The following is a 26,118-nucleotide window of genomic DNA, read 5'->3' as shown; positions in this document are numbered from 1 at the left end:
TTTACGAACAAAACGACTACTCAAAGCCAGTTTCACGTTTGAGTCAGCGTTTTGCGGACAAAACGACTACTCAAAGCCAGTTTCGCGTGTGAGTCAGCGGTTTGCGGATAAAACGACTACTCAAAGGCTGTTTCACGTTTGAGTCAGCGTTTTACGAACAAAACTACTACTCAAAGCCAGTTTCACGTTTGAGTCAGCGTTTTACGAACAAAACGACTACTCAAAGCCAGTTTCGCGTGTGAGTCAGCGTTTTGCGGATAAAACGACTACTCAAAGCCAGTTTCGCGTGTGAGTCAGCGTTTTGCGGATAAAACGACTACTCAAAGCCAGTTTCACGTTTGAGTCAGCGTTTTGCGGATAAAACGACTACTCAGCCGCTGTTAATCACAATAATAAACAAAAAATCTTACCCAGCTAGGCTGAGTAAGATTTTTTTATTTGCGCGCTTGGTATTTTTGATAGAATTTCAACATATACTGAGAAAATGTAATAATTGCGAGAAGTGCAACCACGACTTGCATCCAGAATATACCAGGAATTTGGAAAGCTGCGAGAATGATGGTTAGAAATACCAACACAGTCGTTGCTTTTCCGAAAATATTTGCCGGGATAATAATACGCGGCTTCAGACTGACTATCCACACACCCAACACTATCTGCAGCACTTCTTTCACTAAGATAATCCAGAAAAACCAAACCTCCAGATAACCCGTGTCATAGAGGGTATAAAGAACCGCAACCTGCATCATTTTATCCGCGAAAGGATCAGCCACAATCCCGAATTTCGAGACTACTTCATATTTGCGGGCCAAGTAGCCATCCAATACATCGGTAAAACTGGCAGCAATAAAAATATATAACGCATACTGTAACGCGTTGGGGCTTTCCATATAGAAAACCAGCAAATAAATAGGAATCATAAATAAACGTAATAAGGTCAAAAGATTCGGTACATGTTTCTGAACTGCCCCCTGTCAAGTAGACAGGTAAAAAAACAAAGTATTTTAGACCATGCATGTAAAAATGTGTGGTCTTTTTTTTGTAGCGTTTATGCAATCATTTGTAGAATCTTCTCTTCCGTAGGAATTGCTAATCCCATATCCAAAGTAACGCGTTCATTGTTGAAGAACGCGATGTATGCCTTGATTTTCCGGTCTAAGTACGCTGGTCTGTCAAACGTATCCAGGTTAAACATCTCCACCTTGAGGGTACCCCAAAAGCCTTCCATAGGGCCGTTGTCAATACATTTCGAGACGCGTGACATACTATGGATTATCTGGTGATCTTTAATCATCTTGTTAAAGGCATGGGAGGTGTACTGGGAACCGCGGTCGCTATGAATCAGTGTGGTTTCAGGCTTTACATCACCCAAAATCTGCTTTAGTGTATCCAGTACTAACGGGTTGTCATTGCGGTGACTGGTTTTATAAGCCACGATTTTCTTTGACCCGAGGTCATAAATAGCGCTCAGGTAACGTTTTGTCCCATTGGTCAACCGGAATTCCGTGACATCCGTCAATAACTTTTCCATGGGTCTTTCAGCGTGGAAATCACGGTTTAAGATGTTTTCAGCCACATGTGCAGCTTTGTGTGGCACGTAGTTCCTTCTTTTGCGACGGATGACGGCTGTGATCCCCATGATTCTCATGAGGCGGTGTACACACTTATGATTCACTTTCGCTCTTCTAAAAAAGTTGAGAAAGATGGTCATTCTTCGGTAGCCGTAAATCCCACCGAATGCCTCGTGGATTCCTTTGATCGCCCACATCAGTTTCAGGCGTTTTAATTCTGTTTCTGAGGGTTCCCGTTTTAACCACTTATAGTAGCTGGATTTGGCGATACCCAGTATGTCACAAAGATGGATAACGGGATATTTATGCTTTAATTCTTCAATAGTTAAATATTCCACTTCTTGTCTAACCCCTGTGATTTGTGATTCCCAGCGATTTTTCGGCGCTTTTTTAACGCATCGTTCTCCATTTCTAGCCATTTGTTCCGGGCTTTAAGTGTCTCTACTTCTGCGTTTAAACGTTCTTCCGTTGTTTGAATTTCCGTGGGCTTCCCGCGGCCCCGGTTGTCTTCCAGACCTATCGGTCCATGCTTTTTGTATTTATTCACCCAGGAATAAATGTTACTGTAACTTACATGGTTTTTCTCCGCTGCTTCCAGATAAGTCAGGCGATTGGCTATGTAATCTTCTACGATTTTTAATTTTTCTTCATATGATTTTTTAACACCCGTCATGTTGTACACCTCAGATTTCGGAGAATATGTCTCATTCTCTTTTCCTTCAGTATATCGAATTACCCATTTGTTTACCGTTGTTTTAGATGGAATGTTATATTTAGCGGCTAAGTATGAAAAGCCGTAACCCGTCTGTAGGTATTCAGCTACAATTTTCTGCTTGAATTCTTTCGAGTAACTGCGGTAATTCTTCTGGGAGCGGATCCCTTCCATGCCATGGTCCTGGTACCGATGGACATAATTCATAAAAGTGGTATCAGATAGTTTGAGATGGTGCTGATCAACAAGTGTTCGATAAGAAACACCCCTTAGGTGTAAATCAATTAAATGTAACAGTTCTGGATCGGTATGTTTTCTAGTCATAGAAAAAAACCCCCTTCAAAGTAGTTTGTTTTTTTCAGTGTCTACTTTGAAGGGAGCTTATCATTCATAGCCAGCCTCCCTTTTACAAATATAATACCATATAGCGCATGATTACGATGCGAAAGAGAACCCGAATACGCTAAATTATTTCTTTTACTACTTCGGTTTTAACTTTCGAATTAGACATATTAAGCGTATAATCAAGTTGTTACAAGTAAATTACGTTTGGAGGAACATACATGTTAGAAGTCAAACAGCTATACAAGTCCTTTGGCAGCCTAAAAGCAGTGGATGACGTTTCATTTACAATTCGCGAAGGCGAAATCATGGGTATGATTGGCCAAAACGGTGCCGGAAAGACAACAACCTTTCGTTTGATTCTCGATTTTTTGACTGCAGATAGCGGTGCTGTCCTCTGGAATGGTAAACCACTTACGAAAGACGACTACAATGTCATTGGTTACCTACCAGAAGAACGCGGACTCTATCCACGGGTTTCGATTGAAGAGCAGCTCATTTATTTTGCACAGTTACGCGGGATGTCGAAAAATGATGTCAAAGGGAAAATCGATTACTGGATGGATAAGTTCCAAGTAAAAGGTAAGAAAACGGATAAAGTTAAAACGCTCTCCAAAGGGAACCAACAAAAAGTCCAACTCATTTCTACTTTGCTACATGAACCGAAACTCATTATTCTGGATGAACCGTTCAGTGGCTTGGATCCTGTTAATGCCAGCCTGTTAGAAGAAGGAATCAAGGAACTACGTAAGCACGGCTCCAGTGTTATTTTCTCAAGTCATAATATGAATAACGTTGAAGATATCTGCGATCATTTAGTTATGTTAAGAAACGGTTCTGTTGTTTTAAAAGGTGTCGTGACGGACATTCGCGAGCAGTTCGGTCGGACTAAACTTTTCTTGGAGTCACCCTTAAGCGATGACCAACTATTGGCTCTCCCAGGTGTTAAGACCGTTTCCCATAATGCGGATGGCTTCCAAGTTCTGGATTTAGAGGATCCATCTTACGGCCACGCTATTTTTACAGAAGTGACTAAAAATGGCTATATCCCTACTTTCAGCCAACAGCCACCCACTCTGGATGAAATATTCCGTTTGAAAGCAGGTGCGACACATGAGTAAATTTTGGGTTATCGTTGGGCAAGTTTATCGTAAAAATGTAAAATCACTCGGATTCGTTACGATGATGCTGAGTCCGATTATCCTTTTAGCTATTATTGGTGGTATTTTCAAATACATTGAAACAATCGAAACCGAAGTACCCACTATCGCGGTCTTCTCTGATTCTCCTGAAGTAACGGAAGTTCTGCAACAGGAGAACACGAGTTATGCTGTTGAATCCGGCGTAGCATCTGTTGAAGATGCTGAAAAGTTAATGGAATTGGAAGGTTTGGACGGCTACTTAACGGTTGCGCAAGAAGGTAGCATTTTCAATGCTTCTTACATCCATACATCAGACAGTGAAACACTTGATTTGACTTATATTCAAGCTTTGCTCGCCAACTTACAAATCACATTACAAGCGGAAGAATTAAATTTGTCCGCTGAAGATATTAGTACGTTGTCCACCCCACCCGTTATCGAATCAAACACGATTTCTTTCGAAGATGGAAATGTTGTTTACGGTGATCAAACCGAAAGTGGCATCAAGTTGGGCGCTGCCTATGCCATTAGTATTGCAATATTCATGTTTATCATGACGTACTCTAGTATCATTGCTGAAGAAATTGCATCTGAAAAAGGCACCCGGATTATGGAAGTTATTTTATCCAGTGTTGATTCTACAACCCATTTCTTTGGTAAACTCACAGCGATTTTCTTCATTTGTTTAACACAAATTGGCTTCTATGCATTGATGGGTATCATCGCCTTCCAATTCGATGTTGTGAAGAATCTTATGCCGGAAGGAATCGATATTTTCCAAACGCTTCGCGCTGTCATCGGCGTTTCCATGTACTATTTTGTAATGGGAATTTTCCTATACGCCGTTATCGCTGCGTTCCTAGGTTCACTTGTTTCGAAAATTGAGGATGTATCCAAAGCCGTTACACCAATCGTATTTATCGCCTTAATGGGCTTTTACGGTGGGATGTTCGCGCTTGTGAATACGACACACCCGATTATTAAAATTGGTTCCCACATTCCTTTATTCACACCATTCATTATGCCATTCCGAATCGCCTCTGAAACAGCCGGCGCCTCTGAAATTGGAATTTCGATGGTCGTTATGTTTGCTTTTACGGTCCTCATCACTTTCATTTCAATGATGTTGTATCGTTCAAACGTCCTGATCTACTCAGATGCCGGGATGTTTAAAACGGTTCAGACTTCTATTCGGAGCATTCGAAATGACAGAGCAAGCGGGAAAAATTAATTTAAATGAAACAGGACTCTCGAAAGATTACGAGAGTCCTGTTTTTCTGCCCCTATCAAAGATACTCCCTAAATGAAAAAAAATGATTGTATTTATCCTTAATAGATAAACACAACCATTTATTCATGACATTTTTTTCAAATCAGACTCTACTCGCTTTTCCATTTCCTCGCGCATCGCGATGAGTTGTTCATCCGCGTTGGGATTTCTGCGTAACGTAAATTTCTTCGGTACGGGATCAAAACCCCCATTAACAAATGGTTGGCAACGCAGAATCCGTGCTGTCCCCATTAACGTTCCTTTGGCCGCACCGTGCGTTTCAATTGCCTGAATCATATAAGTAGAACACGTCGGATAATAACGACAACTCGGCGGAAAGAGAGGCGAAATATTCTTTTGGTAGCCTCTTACACCTTTGATTAATATCTTTTTCATTGTGACCGCCCTTTCTGTCTTTATTATACGACGTTTAGTAACGAAGTTCATGTTTACTGAACTTTATTGATTACGTAAGCGTTCGATAAAATGACCGACACGTAAGAAGGCCTCACGCAACTCTTCAATCGAATAGGCATATGAAATCCGAATGAACCCTTCGCCGGAATCTCCAAAGGCACTTCCCGGAACGACGGCTACTTTCTCTTCCAACACTAATTGTGTCGCAAATTCTTCCGAAGTCATGCCGAATTCTGAAATATTTGGAAAGACGTAAAAAGCACCATAAGGTTCAAAACAAGGGAGATTTAACTCTTTCAAAGCATTCATCAAATAACGACGGCGTTGATTGTAACTCTCACGCATTTCTTGAACTTCTCGGTCACAGTCTCGTAATGCTGCAATACCGGCATACTGGCTGGAAGTCGGTGCCGCCATAATCGCAAATTGATGAATTTTCGTCATTTCTTCCAAAATCACTTTCGGACCTGCTGCATAGCCGAGACGCCATCCGGTCATCGCAAATGCTTTCGAAAAACCATTGATTACGATTGTTCGTTCGTGCATCCCTGGCAGAGATGCGATACTGATATGCTCTTCCTGATAGGATAATTCACTATAGATTTCATCACTAATGACATACAAATCATTATCAATAATCACTTTTGCAATAGCTTCCAAATCTTCCTGATTCATAATCGCACCGGTTGGATTATTCGGATAGGAAAGAACGACCATTTTAGTTTTTGGTGTAATGGCTGCTTCCAGTTCTTCTGGTTGCAGGCGGAATTGGTGCGCTTCCTGCAACGGAATCGTAACCGGAACCCCGTCCGCCAACACGACACATGGAACATATGAAACGTAGCTAGGCTCCGGAACAATCACTTCATCGCCCGGATCCAACATTGCGCGCAACGCCAAATCAATCGCTTCACTTCCCCCGACAGTTACCAAAACTTCATCTTTCGCACTGTAAGAAAGGTTGTATTTCCGGTAAAGATAGTTACTGATTTCTTGACGGAGTTCCATCAGACCGGCATTTGCCGTATAAAAAGTAAACCCTTTTTGGAGGGTATACATCCCCTCTTCACGAATAACCCAAGGCGTGTCGAAGTCGGGTTCTCCCACACCTAAAGAAATAACACCGGGAATTTCATTCGCAATTTCAAAAAAACGGCGAATACCGGATGGTTTAATTGCTTGAACTTTTTGATTTAACGGATTTCTCACGGTGAAACCACCATCCGTTTGTCACGATCTTCCGAAACAAATAAGGTACCGTGATCTTTATAGCGTTTTAGAATAAAATGTGTCGCGGTTGATTGCACTTCATCGATTGTAGAGAGACGGTTCGCCACAAATCCAGCGATTTCCTTCATCGGTGCTTTTCGCATTTCGACAAGTAAATCATATGCGCCTGACATCAAATAAACAGCATCCACTTCCGGATATTGGTACACCCGTTCGGCAATCTTATCAAATCCTGCTCCACGCTGCGGATTCACTTTCAACTCGATGACGGCAGAGACTTCATCATCTGCAGCTTTGTCCCAGTTTACCAGGGTATGGTAGCCGCAAATTACTTTATCTTCTTCCATTTGTTTCAGGGCCGTCGCCACATCCATTGGATCCAAATCCAACATTACCGCGATATCCACATTCGTTAAACGGCTATTTTTCTCAATTATTTTTAGAATTTTTTCTTTTGCCTCTTTAGTCATCTTTACGCTTCCTTTCTCCACCAAACAAAACTAAAAAATTGTCTTAATTTTAGCACCGCCCGCCCCTATTAGCAATGGATAGTGTGATTAATTTTGTTTTAAGACAGTATAACGATATATAAGTTTGTTATATAACAGCTGAATAGTTCTAATTCGTTTCTTTGTGTTAAATTTTCTCCAAATAAAAGAAGCGCCACAACAGCGCTTCTTTCATTAGAACCCGTATTCGGCTTCTTTGGCTTCCCAAATTGTTTGATACGTTTCGGTCAAGACCATCGTATCTTCAACCAGACGTTGAAGACGGAAAATAATATCATCGTTAATAATTTCATTGCGGTAGAAATCCTTTTCTTCGATAAAGACGTACGTGTGGACAAGCTGTGCCTTCATGTAAGAAAGAATCGGTCGCAATTGTTGTTCAGCAATCAAGTAGTGCTTCGGAGATCCAGCCGTAACAACCATGCTGACAACCTTATCACGCAACGCTTTCTCCGGTAATAAATCAAAAACATTTTTCAAAGATGCCGGAATCGAAGCCTGGAAAATAGGCGTTCCGATAATCAGCGCATCTGCGTTCATCACTGTTTCAGCAATATATTTTGTATCTCCTTCGTACTCGAGATAGTTCCGTCCATCACTGAACTGCATCTGATATTCTGCTAAATCCAGTAGCGTGATTTCACTATCCGGATAATTTTTTTCTATTTCAGCGACGGTATAATTCATCGCCGTCCGCGTCTTCGTTCCCACATTTGACCCGGACAAAACAACTACTCGCATCTAGTCATTCCCCTTGTCTTTTTTCGTATATTTTTTAATCGCTGGTAAAATCTCATTTCCGATTAACTCAATATTTCGCATTAACTTATCAAATGGTACACCGCCAAAATCCATCTGTGCAATATAACGTTGGTGTCCAAACATCTCATGTTGATAAAGTATTTTTTCAATAATTTGTTGTGGACTCCCGACGTTCATGATATCGCGGGGATCCGCACCTTGCGCAAATTGCTGCTTAGGAAAGCCGCTTCCGTTGGTTAACTTCATCCCTTCATTAATATGGGAATAGTAATCACGCTGCGCCTGTTGCGTTGTATCGGCCGCAAAGAAAAATCCCGCTGTTGCGACCGGTAACTCGCTCGGATCAAAACCGCTTCGTCGCGCTGCTTCACGATATGCATCCACTGAATTTTTAAAGTGTGAAGCGGGTCCGCCCAACATTGCCAAGAACATCGGCACACCTGCATAACCGGCTTTAATCGCACTAGCCGGGGCACCACCCACAGCACGCCAAATCGGCAAACTTCCATTTTTTGGTCGTGGCAAGATTTGCGCATTGCGTAATGGTGCGCGGAACTGCCCTTCCCAGTTCACAACTTCTTCTTCATTTAATTTCAAAAGGAGTTCAAATTTCTCTTCAAACAATTCCTCGTAGTCACGCAAATCGTAGCCTAACAACTCAAATAATCCGATCCGCGATGCACGCCCCGCAATAATCTCCGCACGACCATTGGAGATTAAGTCCAACGTTGCAAAATCTTCGTAAACACGAACGGGATCAGATGTACTAATAATCGTTGAGGAACTTCCTATTTTAATGTTTTTCGTTGCTTGTGCGATTGCAGAAAGCACGACCGTATGTGCCTGCGTTGCAAAATATTCTTGATGGCTCTCGCCCACACTAAAGAAATCGATTCCCGCCTGATCAGCAAGTTTAGCAAATTCAATAATCTCCTGAATCCGCTGTTGGGCCGAAATCCTTTCACCGGTATTTGGGTTCGCCAAATGATCCCCTAACGTGTAAATTCCAAATTCCAGACCATTATCTGGATTGATTCTATATTTCTCCATGCCCTCAACCTTCCCATCTCACATTCTACTTACTTTTGTATAGTTTAGCATATTTGCCATCATTCTAATAGATTCCCGCTTAAAGAACCAGAATGGGGAATGAAGCACCAATCAGTACTCACTTTACTAAACAGCTCACTCAAACTGATTTTTCGATCTGAGTGAGCCTTTTGAGAAAAAAAAGCTCACTCAAACCGATTTTTAGCCCTGAGTGAGCCTTTTGAGAAAAAAACAGCTCACTCAAACTGACTTTTCGATCTGAGTGAGCCTTTTGCGAAAAAAACTACAAAAAACACGGAGTCACGAGGACTCCGTGAAAATTTTATTATCTTAGAATTTTGTGTCTTCGAAGCCACAGAATGCATCTACTGGAGATACACCTACGAACTCAGAACGACCCAAGAACTTCTCAACCAATGCTTTCATTGTAATTTCTTTAGCATCGTATGCGTTGATATATGTTTGTACTTGCGGAACGTCAGCCAAATGGAATGGCGCTTGCAAGGATACAAAAATTGTTGGTACTTCGTGTACGTAGAACGGAATGTCCGGCGTACCTTTCGAAGCTGGCCATTGAATACGTTGATCAGTATTCGGGTTAACAACTGCCAAGTTAATGATTAAGTCATAGTTGTCAGTCAAATCAGCGATTGGACGTTTTTGTGCATAAACGTTACGCAATTCTTTTTGACGTTCTTCTAGTGGTAGACCACTGATACGCTCTTCAGCTGATTCCCAAATTGAAACTTCGAATCCTTCTGCTTCAAGAATTTCTTTCATCTTAGCAGATGGTTTTTCGTTGTTCCCAATCATTGCTCCAAATCCACCTTTTGTTCCAGCAACGTCTACAAGTAGAACGCGTTTCTTCGTTTCTGGTGAGATTGGGAAAATGTTTTCGTTGTTCTTCACTAAAGTGATTGCTTTGTCAGCTACTTCTTCAGCGATTGCCAAGTTTTCTGGCAAACCAATTTTAGCCATTGCTTCTTCTTTAGCCGGCAAAATTTCAGTCTTCGCTTTTTTGTGTAGACCAAGCATTGCTTTCATACCTAAGATACGTGTTAATGCTTCAGTCAAACGCTCTTCAGTAATCACACCGTTTTTGTAGCCTTCTAGCATCCATTGGAAATCTTCGTCTGGATCGTTGAAGAATAAGAACAGGTCAGAACCTGCAGCGATTGCTTGTGGAAGCATATCTTTACGTTTCATTACGGAAGTCATCGCAACCATGTGGCTCGCATCAGTAACAACAACACCGTTGAAGCCCATTTGCTCACGCAACAAATCTGTTAAGATTTCTTTGCTTAATGTAGCAGGCATGTTTGCTTCTTGAAGTGTTGCGTCTGGATTAAATTTACGTACGTAAGAAGGAAGTGCAATATGTCCAGCCATAATAGACGGTAGACCTGCTTCAAACAATGAGCCGTAAACACGACCAAATGTTTCGTCCCACTCTTCAGTTGAATAGTGGTTAGGAGCAGCTGATAAATGTTGGTCACGCTCGTCAATTCCGTCACCAGGGAAGTGTTTTGCAGCTGGTGCAATACCACTCTCTTGAATTCCACGCATGTATTCCAATGACAATTCAATTGTTTGGTCTACATCTTCACCCCACGTACGCGTTGAGATGATTGGGTTACGCCAGTTACGTAACAAGTCAACGATTGGTGCGAAACTCCAGTTACATCCGATTGCAGCAGCTTCAACACCAGAAACACGGCCTAATTCGTAAGCGTATTTTGGATCATTCGTAGCAGCAACTTTGATTTCGTTACCGATGTAAGTTCCATCAGTTGCAGCACCGTTACCACCCATTTCTGTGTTGGCAGCGATTAGCATTGGAATCTTACTGTTCTCTTGAAGAATCTTGTTTTGTTCGTAAACTTCATCAGCTTTACCTGGGTTGTAACGAACCCCTCCGATGTGATACGTGTTCAGAACGCCTGTTAAATACTCTTCAGTACGCTCAGCTCCCATATTGATGAATAATTGACCGATTTTTTCCTCTTCAGTCATACCAGCGATTGTCTGTTCAACCCATTTGATGTCTTCTGCCGACAAGTTATAAGGCTTTGCTGTTAAATCTACTCTCATTATATTTGAACTCCCTTCAGTTTGTTATAAATAAATTGTAACGGAAAACCCTTTAAACAGCAAAGTTATTTTGCCGTATTTCCTTTCCTTTTGCACTTATTTGCAAAAGTCGCAAGTTTAGTACAACTTGAATTGACGGTTATTGAAACGTTTTCTAAATTCAGATGGCTTGCTAACGACTTAGAAAGCACGTCATCGCTCTTGTTACAATTTATTTATATTCACACACCCTTAATAAAGAGCAACAAAAAGAAGCTGAAAATTAATCCCAGCCTCTTTCGAAATCACTCACTATTATTTCTTAATAAAATTCTTAACCAGCGTTGCAAACTCTTCTGATTTCTCAATTTGCGTCCAGTGTCCGCAGCCGCCGAAAATATGCAGCTCTGCGTTTGGCAGCAAGTGAATCAAACGCTCTGAGTTTGTTACTGGAACAACGGCATCTTCGCGACCGTGTACCAGTAATGTTTGATGTTCAATCTTCTTGAACGTCTCATCCGGGAACGAAAGGTTATCAACGGATGGTTGGCGTGGATGTGGGAACATGGAGCTAAACGCTTCATGGAATCCTTCTTCCATTGACGCTTCGTAACGTACATGCGCCAATTCTTTCGTTGCAAATTTCTTGTCGTAAGTGAACAAGTCGATCAATTCAACCATATGCTCTTCTGTTCCTTTGTAACCCCAAACTTGGTCTAATCCGTATGGAATTTGTCCTTGTGGCCCCATTGCTCCCATTGTAATAATCTTTTCAACACGGTCTGGAACTTTTAGAGCTGTTGAGAAGGATAACGAACCACCGAACGAGTTACCAACTAGAATTACTTTTTCGATATCCAGTGCATCCAAGAAATCGATAATCTGTTGAGTCCACAGTTCTTTACCATAATCTACTTCAGCACCTGTCGGTTTGTCTGAGAAACCGAAGCCGATCATATCCATTGCATACACGTGTGCCACATCTTCTAATAGTGGCAATACTAAACGCCAGTTAGCATACGCTGAAACACCTGGGCCTGATCCGTGAATGAATAGTAACGGTGTACCGCCATTCTTTTCTCCTACTTCTAGATAGTTCGTTGTAAAGTTACCTGTTTTTACACTTTTTCCTACTTCTGGTCTACTCATGTTATTATTCCTCCTAAATTAAGTAAAAGTCCGGGCTGAATTTATCCCGGACTTACAGCAGCAATGTTTGTGTTATTTAATATGCTCAGCTTCCGGGCGTTTTTCTTCAATTGCTTCCTTGAATTTTGGTTCAAGGCGATTGCGAATCGCACGCTCTTCTTTTAATTTATTTTCAAGTGGGTTGTAGTAAATATTTGAAGCCTCATCGGTATCTACAATCGCTGGCGTTCCGTAACGGAAGTATGTACTTGGCAATTCGCCACCATACCAGATAATTGCTAATTCTGTATCTTTTGCTTCCCATTCGACTGTTGGGTAATCTGGATCCAAGATGAGGTAACCTGTATCTCCGAACAACTCGATACGGTTTCCACCTGGCTCTATAATATACATACAACGTGCTTGGGATACACCATGCTTCAGATAAATCATCCAGATGTTGGGGTGCACCATACCAGAATGCCAAGTGGTGAAGACGTCCGTGTCCACCTAATGTATCTCCCATCAACTTGTGCAGACTTCTACCATCCAGCCCACAAAAAAAAGAGTTGGGAACCTTCTCCCAACTCCGTTTTTATTACTCTTTTTCTGCTTCTTTTTCTCTCTCGCTGAGTACGCCATCTTTCATGACATAAACGCGGTCACAATAAGAAATCAAACGCTCGTCATGGGTTACCATGATGGTAGCTTTTTGTTTTTCTTTCGTTTCACGAGCCAGAATTTCCACAACTTCGAATGCCTTCTCCGTGTCTAAGCTGGCAGTCGGCTCATCTGCTAAGATAACAGCCGGGTCATGGTACAACGCACGCGCAATCGCCACACGTTGTCTTTGACCACCTGACAAATCACTTGGGTATTTATTTTCTAACTCTTCAATTCCCAGTCCATCCATCAATTCTTTATTCTTTTCCGAATCGAATTTCGTACCGTTCACTTTATTAACCAAACGTAACTGGTCGCGTACTTTCAAGAAAGGCACCAAGTTCGAAGCTTGTAAAATAAAACCAATTTCCTCAAAACGTAACTTCGTACGTTTTTTGTCACTGACTTCACTAAATTCCTTCTCTTGAATTTCAACTTTTCCGGTCGTCGGCGTTTGTAAACCACCCAAAATCGTCAGCAATGTACTCTTACCCGAACCACTCGGCCCAATAATTGCGACGAATTCGCCAGCTGAAACGGAGAAGTTCGTTTTCTTCAGCGCTTCAATTTCTTTACCACCATCATCAAACTTTTTCGAAACGTCTACTGCATCTATTAATTTCATATGAACCTCCTAACCGATCGCTTCTAGCGGATCTATTTTGGCAATCGCACGTACTGAGAAGAAAGCACCCAATACCGCAAACAGAATCAACATTCCCGTAATCACTGCCAAGAAAATAATGTTTGTTGAATACGGAACTGTAGCCGGCAATACAAAGGCTGTGCCGACCGTTAAAATAAGGCCGATTCCGACACCCACTGCCGCCAAAATGAAGGTCTGTGCAACGACTGACTTCGCAATATAGGCAGTTGAAATTCCTTGAGCCTTCATAACGCCGAACAGGCTCGATTTTTGAACCGTCAGTACATACATAAAGATTCCGATTACGATTGCTGCAATCACGATCAAGAAACCAATCATCAATCCGAACGTTAACACTTGCGCCATATAGCCAGGAATCTCTTCAATATATTCCTTGATTGAATAAGAGCGCAAGTCTTCATTATCCAATTCTATATCTGAGAAAGATTCATCACGTGCAATAATTGCACTGATGCGTCCTTCCTCAGATTCATCGATTTGACCAAAACGAACATCTTGGTACGTATTTACCGTTGTATATAGAACCGGCGCTACGTTAAATTTCGCGTCTTCAGTAAATCCAACAACTTCAACTTCCAATTCAGAACCAGCCATTTTCAAAACATCGCCCAGTTCAATACCGAACTCTTCCTGCAAACTGATATCAGCAATAACTTCATAATCCTCAGTGAATTCCTCACCATCGATTAAATCCGGCATCAAAAATTGATCCTTCTCAATCCCGAAGAACGTCACGTTAATTTTTGCATCTTCGCCCGTTTCGCCTTCTTTTCTGACAACGTTAGGTGCTTGCCCCAAAATCGCTACCTCATCCGCATCCACATCGTCCGCTAAACTCCGCGGCATCATGGACATGTTGATATTCGCATTTGATTCATCCGTCAAAACAATTCCCGATGCATCCCACTTATCAACACTCGTGCGGTTATCCATTGCTAATCCGTACGCTAATCCTACTAAGAAAAATACCAAATACGAAATCAAAGTCATAACCCCGATAATCAATGTAAAGCGTAGTTTTGCGTGCTTAATTTCATTCCAAGCTAAAAACATTCTTTCACCTCTCCCAAATTCTCATGTTTACCTTTAATATTTTATCATCTGATAAGTTTAATTCAAAATAATGTGCTCAGAACTTTTAAAAAAATCTCATAGCGTAATTAAACCACCCTAGATCCCCTCAAACCAATCACCTCCCAAGAAAAAAAGCATCGGAAACTCCTATTCTGAACAGTTTCAGAATAAGCATCCAATGCTTTTTTATTTATCTAACAATCCTCATTTATACTTTAGGTCAGAAATGCCTACAGACAGCGTGCAAAGGTTGGTTGATTTAGACTGACTTCTGCACGCTTTCGCGGTAAATAGTGCAAGAGTTAGTCTTTTTTAACTGAACTTTGCACCTTTTTCAAGTTTTTAGTGCATAGGTCTTCACTTCTTCACTGACCTTTGCACGTCTACACAATGAATGACGTTCCCCCAGAAACTTATAAAACCCTTTACTACAAAAAACTAAAAAATGAATCAGCCACTGCTATCATTTTTTCACTATTCTATATTCATTCCAGAAAAACTTACTCAGATTTATCAAAATAACCACACTGAACAAGGAAAGCTTCAAGACCCGATCCGTTACGGCCACAATTGCAAGCATAAACAGAAAGCTCACAAACCAGACGTGCCTCGCCCTAGGAACAGTCGTCAACTCAACAACATCCCCATCTGTCACATCCAAAACATTACTTTTAGAACCTAAAATTTGAACTTGCAGCTTTCCTGTTTTATTTTTCAGGGGAAAGTAAGATCGCTCACCATGAACAATACGCCCCACAATTTCCCCGTCCACTTTAACATTCATACGCCCGGCACTGCCATAGACCCCTGTATTACGTACGATTTTCACTTGCATAAGCCACACACTCCCGAATATTTTTAAAACTAGCTCAACCGCTACAGCCTATTCTGGTACCAATACCGTTAAATGCTGCGGTAATACAGTAATATCCAGTGGTAACTTATCACCCGGATCACCGTCTACATTTGTTACCAAGTCATCCCCGTCTTCAACAGAAAAATGCCCCTTCTCAAATGCACGGTACAGCACATTATGGTCATCCATTGCTTTTCCAGAGAAAATCTTCGGTAGCAAGCTCACCTTGTCCACCAGATTATCGCCTTTCAAAACAATCAGATGCAACTTCCCATCATCATAAGAAGCATTCGGCAACAACGTTTCCATGCCCCCGACCGAATTCGTCAAGGCAATTAATACCGCCATTGACTCTTCTTGAATCTTTTCATCGTCAATCGTCATATCGAACAGATAACTCTTATTATCCCGAACAGCTTTCAGCCCTTCCAGAACATAAGCGAACGATCCTAGTTTTGTCTTCTGTTCCGGCTCTACTGCCTGAACAGCCTCCGGAATCGTCCCAATCGCGACGACATCGATAAAGTAATGATTATTAATCTTGCCAACATCTAATTTCTTCTCAACCAAACGATCCAACTGACTGATTGCCTCTTCCGGATTCATCGAGATTCCGAGCGAACGCCCCAAATCATTCACTGTCCCCAGCGGAATAAAACTAAACTTCGGACGATACGCTTCTTCGGCTAATCCACTTACGCCTTCATTAACCGTTCCGTCGCCACCCATCACAAAAACAGCCTCATAACGCTCTTGCGCCGCTTCCTTCGCAAACGCCGTCGCATCACCCGCTTTTTCCGTATACTTCGCAACAACCTCAGAATATTTTTTCTCTAACGCCTCGGCCACAGAGTCAGCATAACGTTTTCCCGCTTCCTGACCCGAGGAAGGATTCACTACTAATAAAACTTTCCCCATCCTAAACACATCCTTTTATTAAAAGTTCTCATTTATACTCGGATAACCGGCCGCTAACGCCTTCCGCCACACGGGCACCAGCAAAGGAGCAACCTTCGCCTGCCCATTGCGCTCATACCAATCAATCCCGTGGAACCCAACCATCAGCGTCGAAAACGCTCCGATGTCCATTTCCAGAACCTTATCCCCCGGCGCATCCAGCACCTTTTCCACTGACCCATCCAGACCAATCTGGAAAAAGGCGTCGTTCCACTCCGCCTGCGAATCATTCACTTTCACGTGTAACGTTTCTTCCAGCTCAACAAACGGATACAGCTTCAAGAAAGCTTCCACATCCACAATCCGAATCATCTTATCAAAGTAAACTTTCCGTTCCACATTCGGTTCCTTAAAAATAACCGGAAAAGAACTGTGTGCCGGCATCGTGCCGACAACTTCTTCAACTTGAGAGCTGTGTGAACGCACATAGCCCCACAACACCCGGTCCGAATGCACGTTTATCGAATAAAAGTCTTTGATTCGGAACGTTTCATCCTTCGTGTTATAACGTATGTACCCCTCAATCAGGCCATCCGCATCCAAACTTACCACAAAATGATCTTCCGGAGCACGGTCTTCCAGACGTTGCCACCAGTCATTATCACGGAAAATCTGACCATTTAGAGTCCGCACCACCTCATTGTGGAATGTCTTTACTTTTTCAAACCATTCGCCTTTTTCAGTGTAGTTAAAACGAACCACACGACCAGATTCCGATTCTCTCAAAGTTAATGCATCAGAAGGAATGCGATACTCCGTATTTTCAAAATAAACGTCCCAACCAAACTTCCGATAGAACGATTCAGAAAATGGCGCCAGCGTAGACAATACCTGTCCATCCGCACGCATTTTCGCCAAAGACTCGCGCATTAATTGCGACGTATGCCCACCTGAACGGTACTCCGGATACGTCGATACCCAGCCAATGCCGCCCATCTTCATTTCAACCCCAAAAACATTCGAGACAAAAGGAAACACAACTAACTGCGTCGCCAACTGCTTACCATCATAACCACCTATAATCGCGCCCTGCTCCAGCCACGGCAACATATCCTCATCCGTCGCGTTCGCATGAACCGGCTCAAAACAGTATCTTCTCAGCTTAACTACTTCATCTATCTCTGACTTCGAAATTATTTGAAAATGCATAAAAGACTCCTTTCGGGATTAAAAAATACCATAGTAACTTTCCAGTTTTTGCTTATTTATATCGATTTCGTGCCTTTGATATAAGTCTTTACGCTTATCATACAAAACTTCAATCATTTCTAATTTTTGTGGAATTATTGCATGATGAATTCTGCTATGACAAGTCGGACAAAGGCAAACGACATTATCTGTAAAATCTATTGTATTATCATAGTAGTCTTGCGTAGCCATGGGAATCAAGTGATGTGCATCTAAATAAGGTTTTTTGTTAGCCATACTTGTAAAAGTTTCATGTTGATTATTGAACTCACATTGCCAATTACACTTCATTTTTGCCTTATACACAACTAAACGATTACGCGGATAAACGTATAATGAACCTACTTTTATCTTTGGTTTCTTTTTCTGAGGCCTCTCATATAGAGCAGATGTTTCTTCTATAATATCTTCACCAAAATCTAGCTTATTAATATCATAGTTTAATTCATTGTCTATCATTTCTTCAGATTCACTATTCAAATATGCTACATAACTGATAAAAGAATTTAAAGCAGCATTAGGAAATCTAGCCTCCCTGATATTGTAAATGCAGAATTCATCTTTGAATGCATCTCTTAGAATTTCAATTTTCTTAATAGCTTCAAATGTTTTAATTTCCAGTAGTTTATCTCCGATTATTTCTTCATAGAGTATAACTAATCTAATTAAGTAGCGCGCATACGAATCAGGCTTTCCGCTCACTGACTTAACTTTTTCCTTATCCTGAATAGATAAATTGAATCTTATAAAATCCTCATAGATATCAGCAAACCTAATCTTTGTTTGCTTGTACGCTTCGTCAGTCGCAGGTATCTTCCGGAACTTGCTCATTAAGATGCACTCCTCTATTACTACTTAATAATTTTTGCTACATACTCTCTATCTAACCAATAGCACTGTTTTGTAATTCTTTGTCCATCAGGAAGATCCGTTTTATCTGAACCGTCTTTTGCCTTTGGTCGTATATGCACGACTCCATTAGATTTTGGTTTAGGAAGGTTATTTAAGACCCTATTTCCTTTATCTACAAGTTGGACTCCCTCACTCAAAATGTTTTTGACTTCTATCCACATTTTTTTTAGTTCTTCGTTAATAACTTTTTCTGGCATATTCCATAACTTTATGGTTTTGAACACAGGCTCTCTTTCCGGATTTTCGTCTTTCGTTTGACTATATTGAAAGACAATAAATAGGAATTTGGTCGGCTCAAATTTCTCATACAATTGAGAATCTTCCCATTCTGATTCAAGCCAATAATTAAAATCGATATTTTCAAATGACATATGTTCTTTTGGGATACCATCTGGTTCTAAGCGGATAGTCTTAAACTGAATATTAGCTTTCTCAAATTCTTCAATCTTATCTAGTCTAGTTCCTGTTATTCCTAAGATACGACTGATCATATTTGGTATGGCAGACTTGTTGGACATGTTAATGGCGTAATCTATCTCATTACTAATTTCAGAAACTGTTTTCCCTAAATATGGATCAAATTTTTCATATAAAAGTTCTTCTAGTGTTTTTGTTCGTAACTCATTAGCTTTTGCAAACGAAATTACTTTTTCATTACTTAATTTCTGCCTTATTAAAACTGTCATATAGGATGCTTTGAGTGAATAAGCCCGTTGCATTGCTAAAGCTTCAGAAAATGGTTGCTTACGTAATGAACTTCTATTGGCACCTTTTGTACAGGCAGCTAAGTAAAGCGTATCTCCCTCTGATAATTCTTCCGCTTTCCCAGCTCGGATTTTCCCAATTATTATTTCCCAATCTTGCCTTATAATTTCTAAATCTGCAGCGGGAAAACTATACAGAAGTGACTTCAAAATTTTATAATCTCTACGTTCTATATCTTTTTCCCACAAATAAAACATCATGAGTAGCTTTTTATTTTTTTGCCAAAATGAAGATTCTTCAAATTTTTTGTCATATTCATTCATGTAATTGATGATATTTAAAACCAGTCGTTCTTTTGCTGAAATAGTTTTATTTCTATTTATTTTTACAGGTGTAACTTTTAATTCAATTCCTAACTCACCAAAATCGGCAGAAGAATCACTATTAATTTGATACTCAAATAAACCCTCTTCAATAACCTGGCCGAGACCACCTTTATTCCCTCTTGAATCCAGGCGTTTATTAATATCATAATCGCCGAAACGTTTACCTTCAGCTTCTTTTGATTTTGCTAAAACTTGTTCTACCGTTTCATATTCCATCATTCACACCACCAATTAGTTTAATATATTTGTATGCGTTTCCTTTATTATACCGTAATAAAAAGTATGTAAGCATTTAGATTTATATCCCTTAAACAATATGTTAACGTAATTTCGTATCTAATATTGATCTTTTTTACCAAATCATGTATAATAGATTTATTCATAACCGAAAGGATGTTCGTATCAAATAATGACAACTAAACCACTACATATATTCGAAATGTTTGCTGGGGTTGGTGGGTTTCGTGTCGGGCTCGAACGAGCTGATGAAAATTTATTTCAGACAAAGTGGGCTAATCAATGGGAACCTTCCAAGAAAGCACAAGAAGCATTCGATTGTTATGACGCACGCTTTCCTGACAGCCTAAATTTAAACGAAGACATTTCTGAAGTCCCAGACTCATTTTATACCGACAAAGAAATTGATATGATTGTCGGTGGTTTCCCTTGCCAAGACTACTCTGTTGCGCGATCACTGTCTGGTGAGTTGGGTATTCAAGGTAAAAAAGGCGTGTTATTTTGGGAAATTGTAAGAGCAATCGAACTCTCTAACCCTAAGTATGTTCTGTTAGAAAACGTTGACCGCCTATTAAAATCTCCTTCTACACAAAGAGGTAGAGATTTTTCTATTATGCTAGGAGCATTTAATAACTTAGGTTACTCCGTCCAATGGCGAGTAATCAATGCTGCTGAGTATGGATTTGCTCAACGCAGAAGAAGAGTTTTTATTTTTGCTTATCGTAACGATGATAACTATTCAAAAAAATTAGCAGAAGATTTAGATGAGAATATCATCTTCTCAACTGGTTTGTTTGCTGAATTATTCCCAGTTCAGACCCATATAGTGAAGAAACGCCATGCTGTTGGAACTCTATCTGACGATATCGTAGATATTTCCGATTCCTTCTCCACACCTATCTTTAATACGGGTATCATGCGAGATGGCAAGTTCACGACAATCGAAACAGAAGCTGTTTACGTCAATCCCACGACTCTGGGTGAAATACTTGTTCCAGAAGAGACAGTCGATGAAAAATACTATCTATCTCCTGAGCAACTTGAGAAGTTTGTTTATCTAAAAGGACCAAAAAAAATCAAACGAACCAGTGCTACTGGTCACGAATATATCTTTTCTGAAGGCAGTATGTCCTTGACTGACTCTTTAGAAAAGCCTGGAAGAACAATGCTTACAAGCGAGGCTAGCATCAATCGAAGCACACATATTGTAGAAGTTGATGGACGTATTCGATTCTTAACTCCTGTCGAATGTGAAAGATTGAATGGATTCCCTGATGACTGGACAAATACCATGCATAATCGCATGAGATATTTCTGTATGGGTAATGCACTTGTCACCGGCGTTATAGAGCGTTTGGGGCAAGGGATTGCTATATTAGAAGCAAACCCTAAAAATTAAACTAGTTAGAAACTTCAAAGTAGAGTAAATAACTAAACTAAAAGATAGATATGGATTAAAAGCCCACATCTATCTTTTTTGCTTTATTAATATCCACGTTCTGAATAAATAATTCTTTTCATCTCTTCGATTTCATCATCTTCGAATTCAGGAATTAAGAATTCACCGTCTATCGCTGCAATCATTCGTTCAGATTTTTCGTTCAATCTTGTATATATCTTTTGATCAATGAAGTTAAACATTTCTTTATCTGAGACAGTCATAAGATAATAGTAATTTGTTTTATCATCTTTCTTTAGTCCTAGTCGATGTATCCTATCACGTGACTGCAGCATAAAGGTCAAGTTATAATTATATTCAAAGTATACTGCATCATGAGCAACAGTATGTAGAGAAACTGACTCACCTAAAGTATTAGGATTTGATACCAACACTGTGATACTCTCGTTTGATTCTTTAAAAGTGTTTATCATATTTTCTCGTTCTTCTTTTGGGGTTCCACCATAAATCAAACCTACCTTTATTCCATGCTTCTCAAGACTCTTTGTTATTTTTTTTAAAGTATCAACGAAAAGGCCCCAAACAACAACTTTTTTCCCTTCGCGAACCAACTCTAATACTAAGTCTATTCCCCTTGTAAACTTAGGTGACTCTATCTTAGATAAGTCCCAATCCTTCACTTCTCCTACGGAAGCATTATGTATGCTTTCTTCTAGTTCCTTCCTAAACCTTTCACCCATTTGGTCATAAGATTCATCTTCGAACGTATCGGCATCACTATAACCTAAATCATTATAGTTAATAACTTGATTAATTAGTTCAGGATTTGTGGATAACTGAATCATCCTAATCCAAACGGCCAAACTATTTTCCGTTTTGGTGTATATAATTTGGGACAATCTTTCTTGCTCTTGACTTGGTCGAACTTCAATAATATGATCCGCTTCTGCTTTAGGAACGCCTAAATCTTCTTTACTAGTCCTCCAGTAATATGGTTTTAATTTTTCATTTATTTCTTCAATCTCATACTGATCTGGATTATTCAGTAATTTGTAATCAAATCCAAAATAAGAATTATATTCATTTTTATAAAGAATATTCAAGAAATTATAGATATCTAGGTAACTATTAGGGATTGGAGTTCCCGTCAGAACATATCTATAATCAGCTTTATCCGCTATTTCTAAGGCAGAAATTGCACGTTTCGATTCGATACCTTTTACTCGATGAACCTCATCATAGACAATCATGGTATCTTTCGTCGTCTCTAAACATTTTATAATTGAGTCTTGGAACTTGTTTAATGATTCATAGTTTACGAGTACCAAGTTTGAGTCTACCCAGAAAGTCTCAAAAGCATAAATATTTCCGTTCACTTTTTCATCATGAACACTTAGTTGCTTCAGTTGCTTTTTACTTCCAAAAACAAACTTAAATTCATCTATCCATGACATAAATGCGTTTATTGGACAAATCACTAAGATTCTTTTTATTGGAGTCTTCTTTTTTATACTATTTAGATATGCAAATATTGAAAGTACCATTGCGGTTTTCCCAGAACCAGGGACAGAAAAGTTAGCTGCTCTTTTTTGGGTAAGCATATACATTGCTGCTTGTAGTTGGGCTTTTTTCATAGGACGAACAACTTCATCGGAAACGATTTCTGAAAACTCTCGGAATTCTTCTCCCCATATAGCCAAATCCATTTCTTTAAGTGTAAGCCCTGATTTTCTATATTCATTAATTGAATATCTTTGTGAGTTAATAAATCTTTTAACTTCTGGGGTTATAATAAATTCATAACCATTCTTAATAGTCTGTTTTTGAGCATTATCAATAATTTTTTCTACAGTCTTATAATCAAAATCTCCCCTAAAATAAGGATATCCTTTTTCATCGTCAACATAATAAATAAGTTTATTTTTGAAAGACTTTTTGCCGATAGTTTCTTCATTTGTTTTATCAATTAAATAGAAATTATCAGCATCCATATCGAACACTACCATATTGGATTCTAGTGTATAGTTTTTTTGAATCTTACCTATATTGTAATTTCCAATTAGTTCATAAATAACATCATTAGCATTTTTTACTTTTATAACATCATGGAGATTATTCCATAAAATATCGAACTCAGTAGTTTTTTGTGTGATTCTTTCTCTAACGTTAACACTTGTATCCCATGAAAAATCTACATCAAATGAATCATAATTATTCTCGATTCCTCTGGCCGTTTCATTTAATGAACCATTGAAATATACCTTGTCCCCTCGTTCGTCTTCAAATAGACCCCATTTTGTATGAAATAATCCGTTATTAACAAATCCAAACTTAATATCAGCTCTATTACTAGCAATCAAAAAAGCTAAATTACCTAGTCGTTTTTTATCAACATCGGTTAACCTCTCGTCCTGCGAGCGTAATCTATATCCCTCTTTTATCTGATTATAATCGCCTTGAGAAATGTCTTGCGAGATTATTAATTTCATTTTCCCATTATTCTCAGCTAGCCTGTCTAATCCTTCAGAATATAGCGATAGAGCTTTGGAAGAAAAATAACCACTAACACGCTTATACTCTTTAGATTTTGCAAGAATAGGATTGTAAAACTCTCTAGGAATATCATTCGAAAGGGAGTTGTAACTTCCTTTAATATCATTTTGCAATGATTTTAACATTAGTTATTCACCTGCCGATTTTATAGCATCTATATAGAACTTTAGCTCTTCTAGTTTGTTCAATAATTGGTATTTATCTTTCGACTCTAAATGAGGGATAACTGATATATCTATAGAACTTAAACTATTAATAGCTCTTGTCATCAACGTTATAGGCATAGTTCTTTCCTTATGATTCTTTACTGACTCTGAAAATTTACCTGTAATATCTTGAACCTCAGACAAAGCTGTGGAAATTGATTTATTACTAGCAAGCACGGAGGTTAATTCAATATTACTCTTTATGGGCTCACTACTATCTAAAGCATCAACAATTAAATCAGTAACGTCTTCCATTTCTTCAATGAAATTACTTTCTTTCTTTGTTCCAACCACATTTTTCACAATTTCTCGGTATGATTTTTTATAATCTTCTTTAGTTATTCTAATTTGTAATATTTTGGTAAATATAGAATCTAAAAGCTGAGTTTCGTTATCTTGGCCTTTAAACTTTTTGTATTGAGGTATTAAATCTTGTATAGGGCCGTCTAACTCTAGTTGCTTAGCTAATGCATAATTTTCAGGGTCAGCATTGGAGAATTCTAAAAACCTCACAATTAATTCAGCTTCTAGTATTCTTTTGTTTACTTCATTTGTTGACCCAAATCCTGCATACTCAGAGTATTCTTTTGCAGTCATTATATTATTTACTTTTACGGTCTTATAAGCATCTATTGCTCTATCAATAGCATGATAATCTACTTTACCAAGCTTGCCAAACTGAATTTGCAACTCTAAAGATTTTATTTTCTTTTGGTCATCATGGTTTTTAAAAGATAGATCATTTAATATTACGGCTTCAAAATACTGATCACCAGTAATATCTGCATCTTGTTGTAACAGCCTTTTAGCAGTAAAACGTCGATTGCCATCAATAACTCTACCATCTTTTAAGACATAACCTGCCTCTTGTTGACCTTTCACATGCATATCTCTTTTTAATTTTTCCATCTCTTTTTTTGTCGAATTTTCTCCATCATTTATAATCATATTTTGAATTGCTAGATTGTACTCTTCATTATGTCCAGGAATTATTCGACCATTAGTACTTTCATACTCTGAAAGAGCAACTCCTATTCTCCCATTTTGATCGTTGTAATATAGATACTCCAATGGAATCATGTAAGTTTCCCCACTATAACTTTCTCCATTGAATTTTTTAATTGGAACGTTCAGATTATGAACTCCTTTTTTAACTATTCCTTGATTGTATAATTTAATCAAATCTATTTTTGACATATTACATTCACCCTTTATCTTTCAATAATTTCATTTACATATTCTTTATTAAACCAAAATCTTTGTTTAACTAAATACTGTCCCGTGGGCAATTTTGTTTTATCTTCTCCATTTACTCCTCCTGGGCGTAAATGTCCTAAATAATTAAATTTAGCTGACGGCAAATTATTTTTATTTATTATTTTTCCACTTTTTTGCCTTGTCGGAGTAATTTCTAGTTCTCCAGTATTAATAAGTCTACATACTTCTTCCCATACCTCTTTTAATCCATTATTAATATCATAGTCTGTCATTTTCCAAACCACTGCATCTAAAAATGTCATCTCATCATCAGCTACTCTTTGTCCAAGTGGATATTGTTGAAATATAAATAAGACTAGAGTTTTCTTCTTAAAGTAGCGATACAGTGAATTATCTTCCCAACTTCCGCACGATACCCATTCTTGAAAATCTATAGGCATAAAAGACATTGACTCTGCTGGTTTTTCATTTCCTGTAATACGAACAGTCTTTAATACGGCATCTATTTTTTCATCACATAGAAAAAACTGATTACTTTTCAAACTTAACATCTTTTTTGATAGCTCAACAAACGAGGCTTTATTATCTAGTAAAGTTAATTCAAGAATTTCCTTTTTTATTGTAGAAACTTTTACACCTTTATAAGCTTGGACTTTTATATCGATTTCATTTTGTGCCATTTCTAATAATTTTTCATCGGTAAGCATTTGTTATCTCCCTTTCACTGATGACTTTACAGTTCAAAATTTAAGTTCAGGAATAACATAAATTTAATTTATTAGTTTTTCATTATTGATTAAATTATGATTACCCTTACATTATATCATCTAATATAACTCAATGCGTAAATAAATATAATAATATTAACGTACCTTGTTTTATTATTTATATAGT

General features: G+C 38.9%; 24 protein-coding genes. 3 read left to right on the top strand and 21 right to left on the bottom strand.

Annotated features, from left to right (window positions below; all coding sequences use genetic code 11):
* Nucleotides 1-434: 434 nt before the first annotated feature.
* From G7058_RS08155 to G7058_RS08145, 3 genes are all read right to left on the bottom strand, one after another.
* Entirely contained in the window at nucleotides 435-920 is a 486-nt protein-coding gene (locus tag G7058_RS08155; RefSeq protein ID WP_264372333.1) for a CDP-alcohol phosphatidyltransferase family protein, read from the bottom strand.
* Between the two features lie 128 nt (nucleotides 921-1,048).
* Nucleotides 1,049-1,990, bottom strand: a complete 942-nt coding sequence (locus G7058_RS08150; RefSeq protein WP_227004412.1) for an IS3 family transposase — start codon at nucleotides 1,988-1,990, stop codon at nucleotides 1,049-1,051.
* Nucleotides 1,897-2,607 carry a helix-turn-helix domain-containing protein gene (locus tag G7058_RS08145; RefSeq protein WP_166062311.1) on the bottom strand — a complete coding sequence of 237 codons (711 nt, stop codon included), beginning with the start codon at nucleotides 2,605-2,607 and terminating at the stop codon, nucleotides 1,897-1,899. The genes G7058_RS08150 and G7058_RS08145 overlap by 94 nt, the downstream gene beginning before the upstream one ends.
* A gap of 239 nt (nucleotides 2,608-2,846) precedes the next feature.
* On the opposite strand from G7058_RS08145, the gene G7058_RS08140 reads away from it, so the two are divergent.
* Both G7058_RS08140 and G7058_RS08135 read left to right on the top strand, forming a co-directional pair.
* Nucleotides 2,847-3,746, top strand: coding sequence for an ABC transporter ATP-binding protein (locus G7058_RS08140; protein WP_166063061.1), 900 nt, complete (start codon nucleotides 2,847-2,849; stop codon nucleotides 3,744-3,746).
* Nucleotides 3,739-4,998, top strand: a complete 1,260-nt coding sequence (locus tag G7058_RS08135) for an ABC transporter permease (protein WP_166063059.1) — start codon at nucleotides 3,739-3,741, stop codon at nucleotides 4,996-4,998. Before G7058_RS08140 ends, G7058_RS08135 begins: the two co-directional genes overlap by 8 nt.
* A 123-nt stretch (nucleotides 4,999-5,121) precedes the next feature.
* Here the strand turns inward: G7058_RS08135 and yidD are convergent, their stop codons facing one another.
* The 15 genes from yidD to G7058_RS08060 all read right to left on the bottom strand — a co-directional run bounded on the left by yidD (nucleotide 5,122) and on the right by G7058_RS08060 (nucleotide 19,830).
* Nucleotides 5,122-5,433 carry a membrane protein insertion efficiency factor YidD gene (yidD, locus tag G7058_RS08130; RefSeq protein WP_227004411.1) on the bottom strand — a complete coding sequence of 104 codons (312 nt, stop codon included), beginning with the start codon at nucleotides 5,431-5,433 and terminating at the stop codon, nucleotides 5,122-5,124.
* A gap of 63 nt (nucleotides 5,434-5,496) precedes the next feature.
* Entirely contained in the window at nucleotides 5,497-6,663 is a 1,167-nt protein-coding gene (locus G7058_RS08125) for an aminotransferase class I/II-fold pyridoxal phosphate-dependent enzyme (RefSeq protein ID WP_166063057.1), read from the bottom strand.
* Nucleotides 6,660-7,154, bottom strand: a complete 495-nt coding sequence (locus G7058_RS08120; protein WP_166063056.1) for an Lrp/AsnC family transcriptional regulator — start codon at nucleotides 7,152-7,154, stop codon at nucleotides 6,660-6,662. The genes G7058_RS08125 and G7058_RS08120 overlap by 4 nt, the downstream gene beginning before the upstream one ends.
* 213 nt (nucleotides 7,155-7,367) lie before the next feature.
* The gene (locus G7058_RS08115) at nucleotides 7,368-7,934 is read right to left on the bottom strand and encodes an NADPH-dependent FMN reductase (RefSeq protein ID WP_166063055.1); all 567 of its coding nucleotides are present in this window, start codon (nucleotides 7,932-7,934) and stop codon (nucleotides 7,368-7,370) included.
* Nucleotides 7,935-9,005 (bottom strand): LLM class flavin-dependent oxidoreductase, encoded by a 1,071-nt coding sequence (locus G7058_RS08110; protein ID WP_166063054.1) that lies wholly within the window; start codon nucleotides 9,003-9,005, stop codon nucleotides 7,935-7,937. It lies immediately after the preceding gene.
* A gap of 330 nt (nucleotides 9,006-9,335) precedes the next feature.
* Nucleotides 9,336-11,096 (bottom strand): glycoside hydrolase family 3 protein, encoded by a 1,761-nt coding sequence (locus tag G7058_RS08105; RefSeq protein ID WP_166063053.1) that lies wholly within the window; start codon nucleotides 11,094-11,096, stop codon nucleotides 9,336-9,338.
* Between the two features lie 294 nt (nucleotides 11,097-11,390).
* Nucleotides 11,391-12,224: an alpha/beta fold hydrolase gene (locus G7058_RS08100; protein ID WP_166063052.1), complete on the bottom strand. Its 834-nt coding sequence runs from the start codon at nucleotides 12,222-12,224 to the stop codon at nucleotides 11,391-11,393.
* 72 nt (nucleotides 12,225-12,296) lie between these two features.
* A complete protein-coding gene (locus tag G7058_RS08095) occupies nucleotides 12,297-12,713 on the bottom strand; it encodes a VOC family protein (protein ID WP_166063051.1) in 417 nt (138 codons plus the stop codon).
* An 88-nt stretch (nucleotides 12,714-12,801) separates the two neighbouring features.
* The gene (locus G7058_RS08090; RefSeq protein ID WP_166063050.1) at nucleotides 12,802-13,491 is read right to left on the bottom strand and encodes an ABC transporter ATP-binding protein; all 690 of its coding nucleotides are present in this window, start codon (nucleotides 13,489-13,491) and stop codon (nucleotides 12,802-12,804) included.
* Nucleotides 13,492-13,500: 9 nt separating this feature from the next.
* A complete protein-coding gene (locus G7058_RS08085; protein ID WP_166063049.1) occupies nucleotides 13,501-14,586 on the bottom strand; it encodes an ABC transporter permease in 1,086 nt (361 codons plus the stop codon).
* Between the two features lie 484 nt (nucleotides 14,587-15,070).
* Complete coding sequence (locus G7058_RS08080) at nucleotides 15,071-15,442, bottom strand: hypothetical protein (protein WP_166063048.1); 372 nt, start codon at nucleotides 15,440-15,442, stop codon at nucleotides 15,071-15,073.
* Nucleotides 15,443-15,490: 48 nt separating this feature from the next.
* On the bottom strand, nucleotides 15,491-16,381 hold the full coding sequence (locus G7058_RS08075) for a diacylglycerol/lipid kinase family protein (protein ID WP_166063047.1): 891 nt from the start codon (nucleotides 16,379-16,381) through the stop codon (nucleotides 15,491-15,493).
* Nucleotides 16,382-16,399: 18 nt separating this feature from the next.
* Nucleotides 16,400-17,569, bottom strand: coding sequence for a GNAT family N-acetyltransferase (locus G7058_RS08070; RefSeq protein ID WP_166063046.1), 1,170 nt, complete (start codon nucleotides 17,567-17,569; stop codon nucleotides 16,400-16,402).
* Nucleotides 17,570-17,587: 18 nt separating this feature from the next.
* Nucleotides 17,588-18,439 carry an HNH endonuclease gene (locus tag G7058_RS08065; RefSeq protein ID WP_166063045.1) on the bottom strand — a complete coding sequence of 284 codons (852 nt, stop codon included), beginning with the start codon at nucleotides 18,437-18,439 and terminating at the stop codon, nucleotides 17,588-17,590.
* Between the two features lie 20 nt (nucleotides 18,440-18,459).
* Nucleotides 18,460-19,830 carry a Sau3AI family type II restriction endonuclease gene (locus G7058_RS08060; RefSeq protein ID WP_227004410.1) on the bottom strand — a complete coding sequence of 457 codons (1,371 nt, stop codon included), beginning with the start codon at nucleotides 19,828-19,830 and terminating at the stop codon, nucleotides 18,460-18,462.
* 190 nt (nucleotides 19,831-20,020) lie between these two features.
* On the opposite strand from G7058_RS08060, the gene dcm reads away from it, so the two are divergent.
* Nucleotides 20,021-21,247: a DNA (cytosine-5-)-methyltransferase gene (gene dcm / locus G7058_RS08055; protein WP_166063044.1), complete on the top strand. Its 1,227-nt coding sequence runs from the start codon at nucleotides 20,021-20,023 to the stop codon at nucleotides 21,245-21,247.
* A gap of 86 nt (nucleotides 21,248-21,333) precedes the next feature.
* Here the strand turns inward: dcm and G7058_RS08050 are convergent, their stop codons facing one another.
* From G7058_RS08050 to G7058_RS08040, 3 genes are read right to left on the bottom strand one after another with little or no spacing between them, the layout of a single operon-like run.
* Nucleotides 21,334-23,925, bottom strand: a complete 2,592-nt coding sequence (locus G7058_RS08050; protein WP_166063043.1) for an SNF2-related protein — start codon at nucleotides 23,923-23,925, stop codon at nucleotides 21,334-21,336.
* Between the two features lie 3 nt (nucleotides 23,926-23,928).
* Complete coding sequence (locus G7058_RS08045) at nucleotides 23,929-25,203, bottom strand: RNA polymerase subunit sigma-70 (RefSeq protein ID WP_166063042.1); 1,275 nt, start codon at nucleotides 25,201-25,203, stop codon at nucleotides 23,929-23,931.
* 14 nt (nucleotides 25,204-25,217) lie between these two features.
* The gene (locus tag G7058_RS08040) at nucleotides 25,218-25,931 is read right to left on the bottom strand and encodes a PDDEXK family nuclease (protein WP_166063041.1); all 714 of its coding nucleotides are present in this window, start codon (nucleotides 25,929-25,931) and stop codon (nucleotides 25,218-25,220) included.
* Nucleotides 25,932-26,118: the final 187 nt, after the last annotated feature.

This window comes from Jeotgalibaca porci, from assembly GCF_011299095.1.
GTDB classification, from domain to species: Bacteria; Bacillota; Bacilli; order Lactobacillales; family Aerococcaceae; genus Jeotgalibaca; species Jeotgalibaca porci.
Note: the sequence above shows the minus strand (reverse complement) of the source record. Positions and strands in the feature narration are given on the sequence as shown.

What these genes read in the sequence shown, in the direction of transcription:
- G7058_RS08155 (WP_264372333.1), bottom strand. Translation starts at nt 920, where the DNA reads ATGATTCCTATTTATTTGCTGGTTTTCTATATGGAAAGCCCCAACGCG.
- G7058_RS08150 (WP_227004412.1), bottom strand. Translation starts at nt 1,990, where the DNA reads ATGGCTAGAAATGGAGAACGATGCGTTAAAAAAGCGCCGAAAAATCGC.
- G7058_RS08145 (WP_166062311.1), bottom strand. Translation starts at nt 2,607, where the DNA reads ATGACTAGAAAACATACCGATCCAGAACTGTTACATTTAATTGATTTA.
- G7058_RS08140 (WP_166063061.1), top strand. Translation starts at nt 2,847, where the DNA reads ATGTTAGAAGTCAAACAGCTATACAAGTCCTTTGGCAGCCTAAAAGCA.
- G7058_RS08135 (WP_166063059.1), top strand. Translation starts at nt 3,739, where the DNA reads ATGAGTAAATTTTGGGTTATCGTTGGGCAAGTTTATCGTAAAAATGTA.
- yidD (WP_227004411.1), bottom strand. Translation starts at nt 5,433, where the DNA reads ATGAAAAAGATATTAATCAAAGGTGTAAGAGGCTACCAAAAGAATATT.
- G7058_RS08120 (WP_166063056.1), bottom strand. Translation starts at nt 7,154, where the DNA reads ATGACTAAAGAGGCAAAAGAAAAAATTCTAAAAATAATTGAGAAAAAT.
- G7058_RS08115 (WP_166063055.1), bottom strand. Translation starts at nt 7,934, where the DNA reads ATGCGAGTAGTTGTTTTGTCCGGGTCAAATGTGGGAACGAAGACGCGG.
- G7058_RS08110 (WP_166063054.1), bottom strand. Translation starts at nt 9,005, where the DNA reads ATGGAGAAATATAGAATCAATCCAGATAATGGTCTGGAATTTGGAATT.
- G7058_RS08105 (WP_166063053.1), bottom strand. Translation starts at nt 11,096, where the DNA reads ATGAGAGTAGATTTAACAGCAAAGCCTTATAACTTGTCGGCAGAAGAC.
- G7058_RS08100 (WP_166063052.1), bottom strand. Translation starts at nt 12,224, where the DNA reads ATGAGTAGACCAGAAGTAGGAAAAAGTGTAAAAACAGGTAACTTTACA.
- G7058_RS08090 (WP_166063050.1), bottom strand. Translation starts at nt 13,491, where the DNA reads ATGAAATTAATAGATGCAGTAGACGTTTCGAAAAAGTTTGATGATGGT.
- G7058_RS08085 (WP_166063049.1), bottom strand. Translation starts at nt 14,586, where the DNA reads ATGTTTTTAGCTTGGAATGAAATTAAGCACGCAAAACTACGCTTTACA.
- G7058_RS08080 (WP_166063048.1), bottom strand. Translation starts at nt 15,442, where the DNA reads ATGCAAGTGAAAATCGTACGTAATACAGGGGTCTATGGCAGTGCCGGG.
- G7058_RS08075 (WP_166063047.1), bottom strand. Translation starts at nt 16,381, where the DNA reads ATGGGGAAAGTTTTATTAGTAGTGAATCCTTCCTCGGGTCAGGAAGCG.
- G7058_RS08070 (WP_166063046.1), bottom strand. Translation starts at nt 17,569, where the DNA reads ATGCATTTTCAAATAATTTCGAAGTCAGAGATAGATGAAGTAGTTAAG.
- G7058_RS08065 (WP_166063045.1), bottom strand. Translation starts at nt 18,439, where the DNA reads ATGAGCAAGTTCCGGAAGATACCTGCGACTGACGAAGCGTACAAGCAA.
- G7058_RS08060 (WP_227004410.1), bottom strand. Translation starts at nt 19,830, where the DNA reads ATGATGGAATATGAAACGGTAGAACAAGTTTTAGCAAAATCAAAAGAA.
- dcm (WP_166063044.1), top strand. Translation starts at nt 20,021, where the DNA reads ATGACAACTAAACCACTACATATATTCGAAATGTTTGCTGGGGTTGGT.
- G7058_RS08050 (WP_166063043.1), bottom strand. Translation starts at nt 23,925, where the DNA reads ATGTTAAAATCATTGCAAAATGATATTAAAGGAAGTTACAACTCCCTT.
- G7058_RS08045 (WP_166063042.1), bottom strand. Translation starts at nt 25,203, where the DNA reads ATGTCAAAAATAGATTTGATTAAATTATACAATCAAGGAATAGTTAAA.
- G7058_RS08040 (WP_166063041.1), bottom strand. Translation starts at nt 25,931, where the DNA reads ATGCTTACCGATGAAAAATTATTAGAAATGGCACAAAATGAAATCGAT.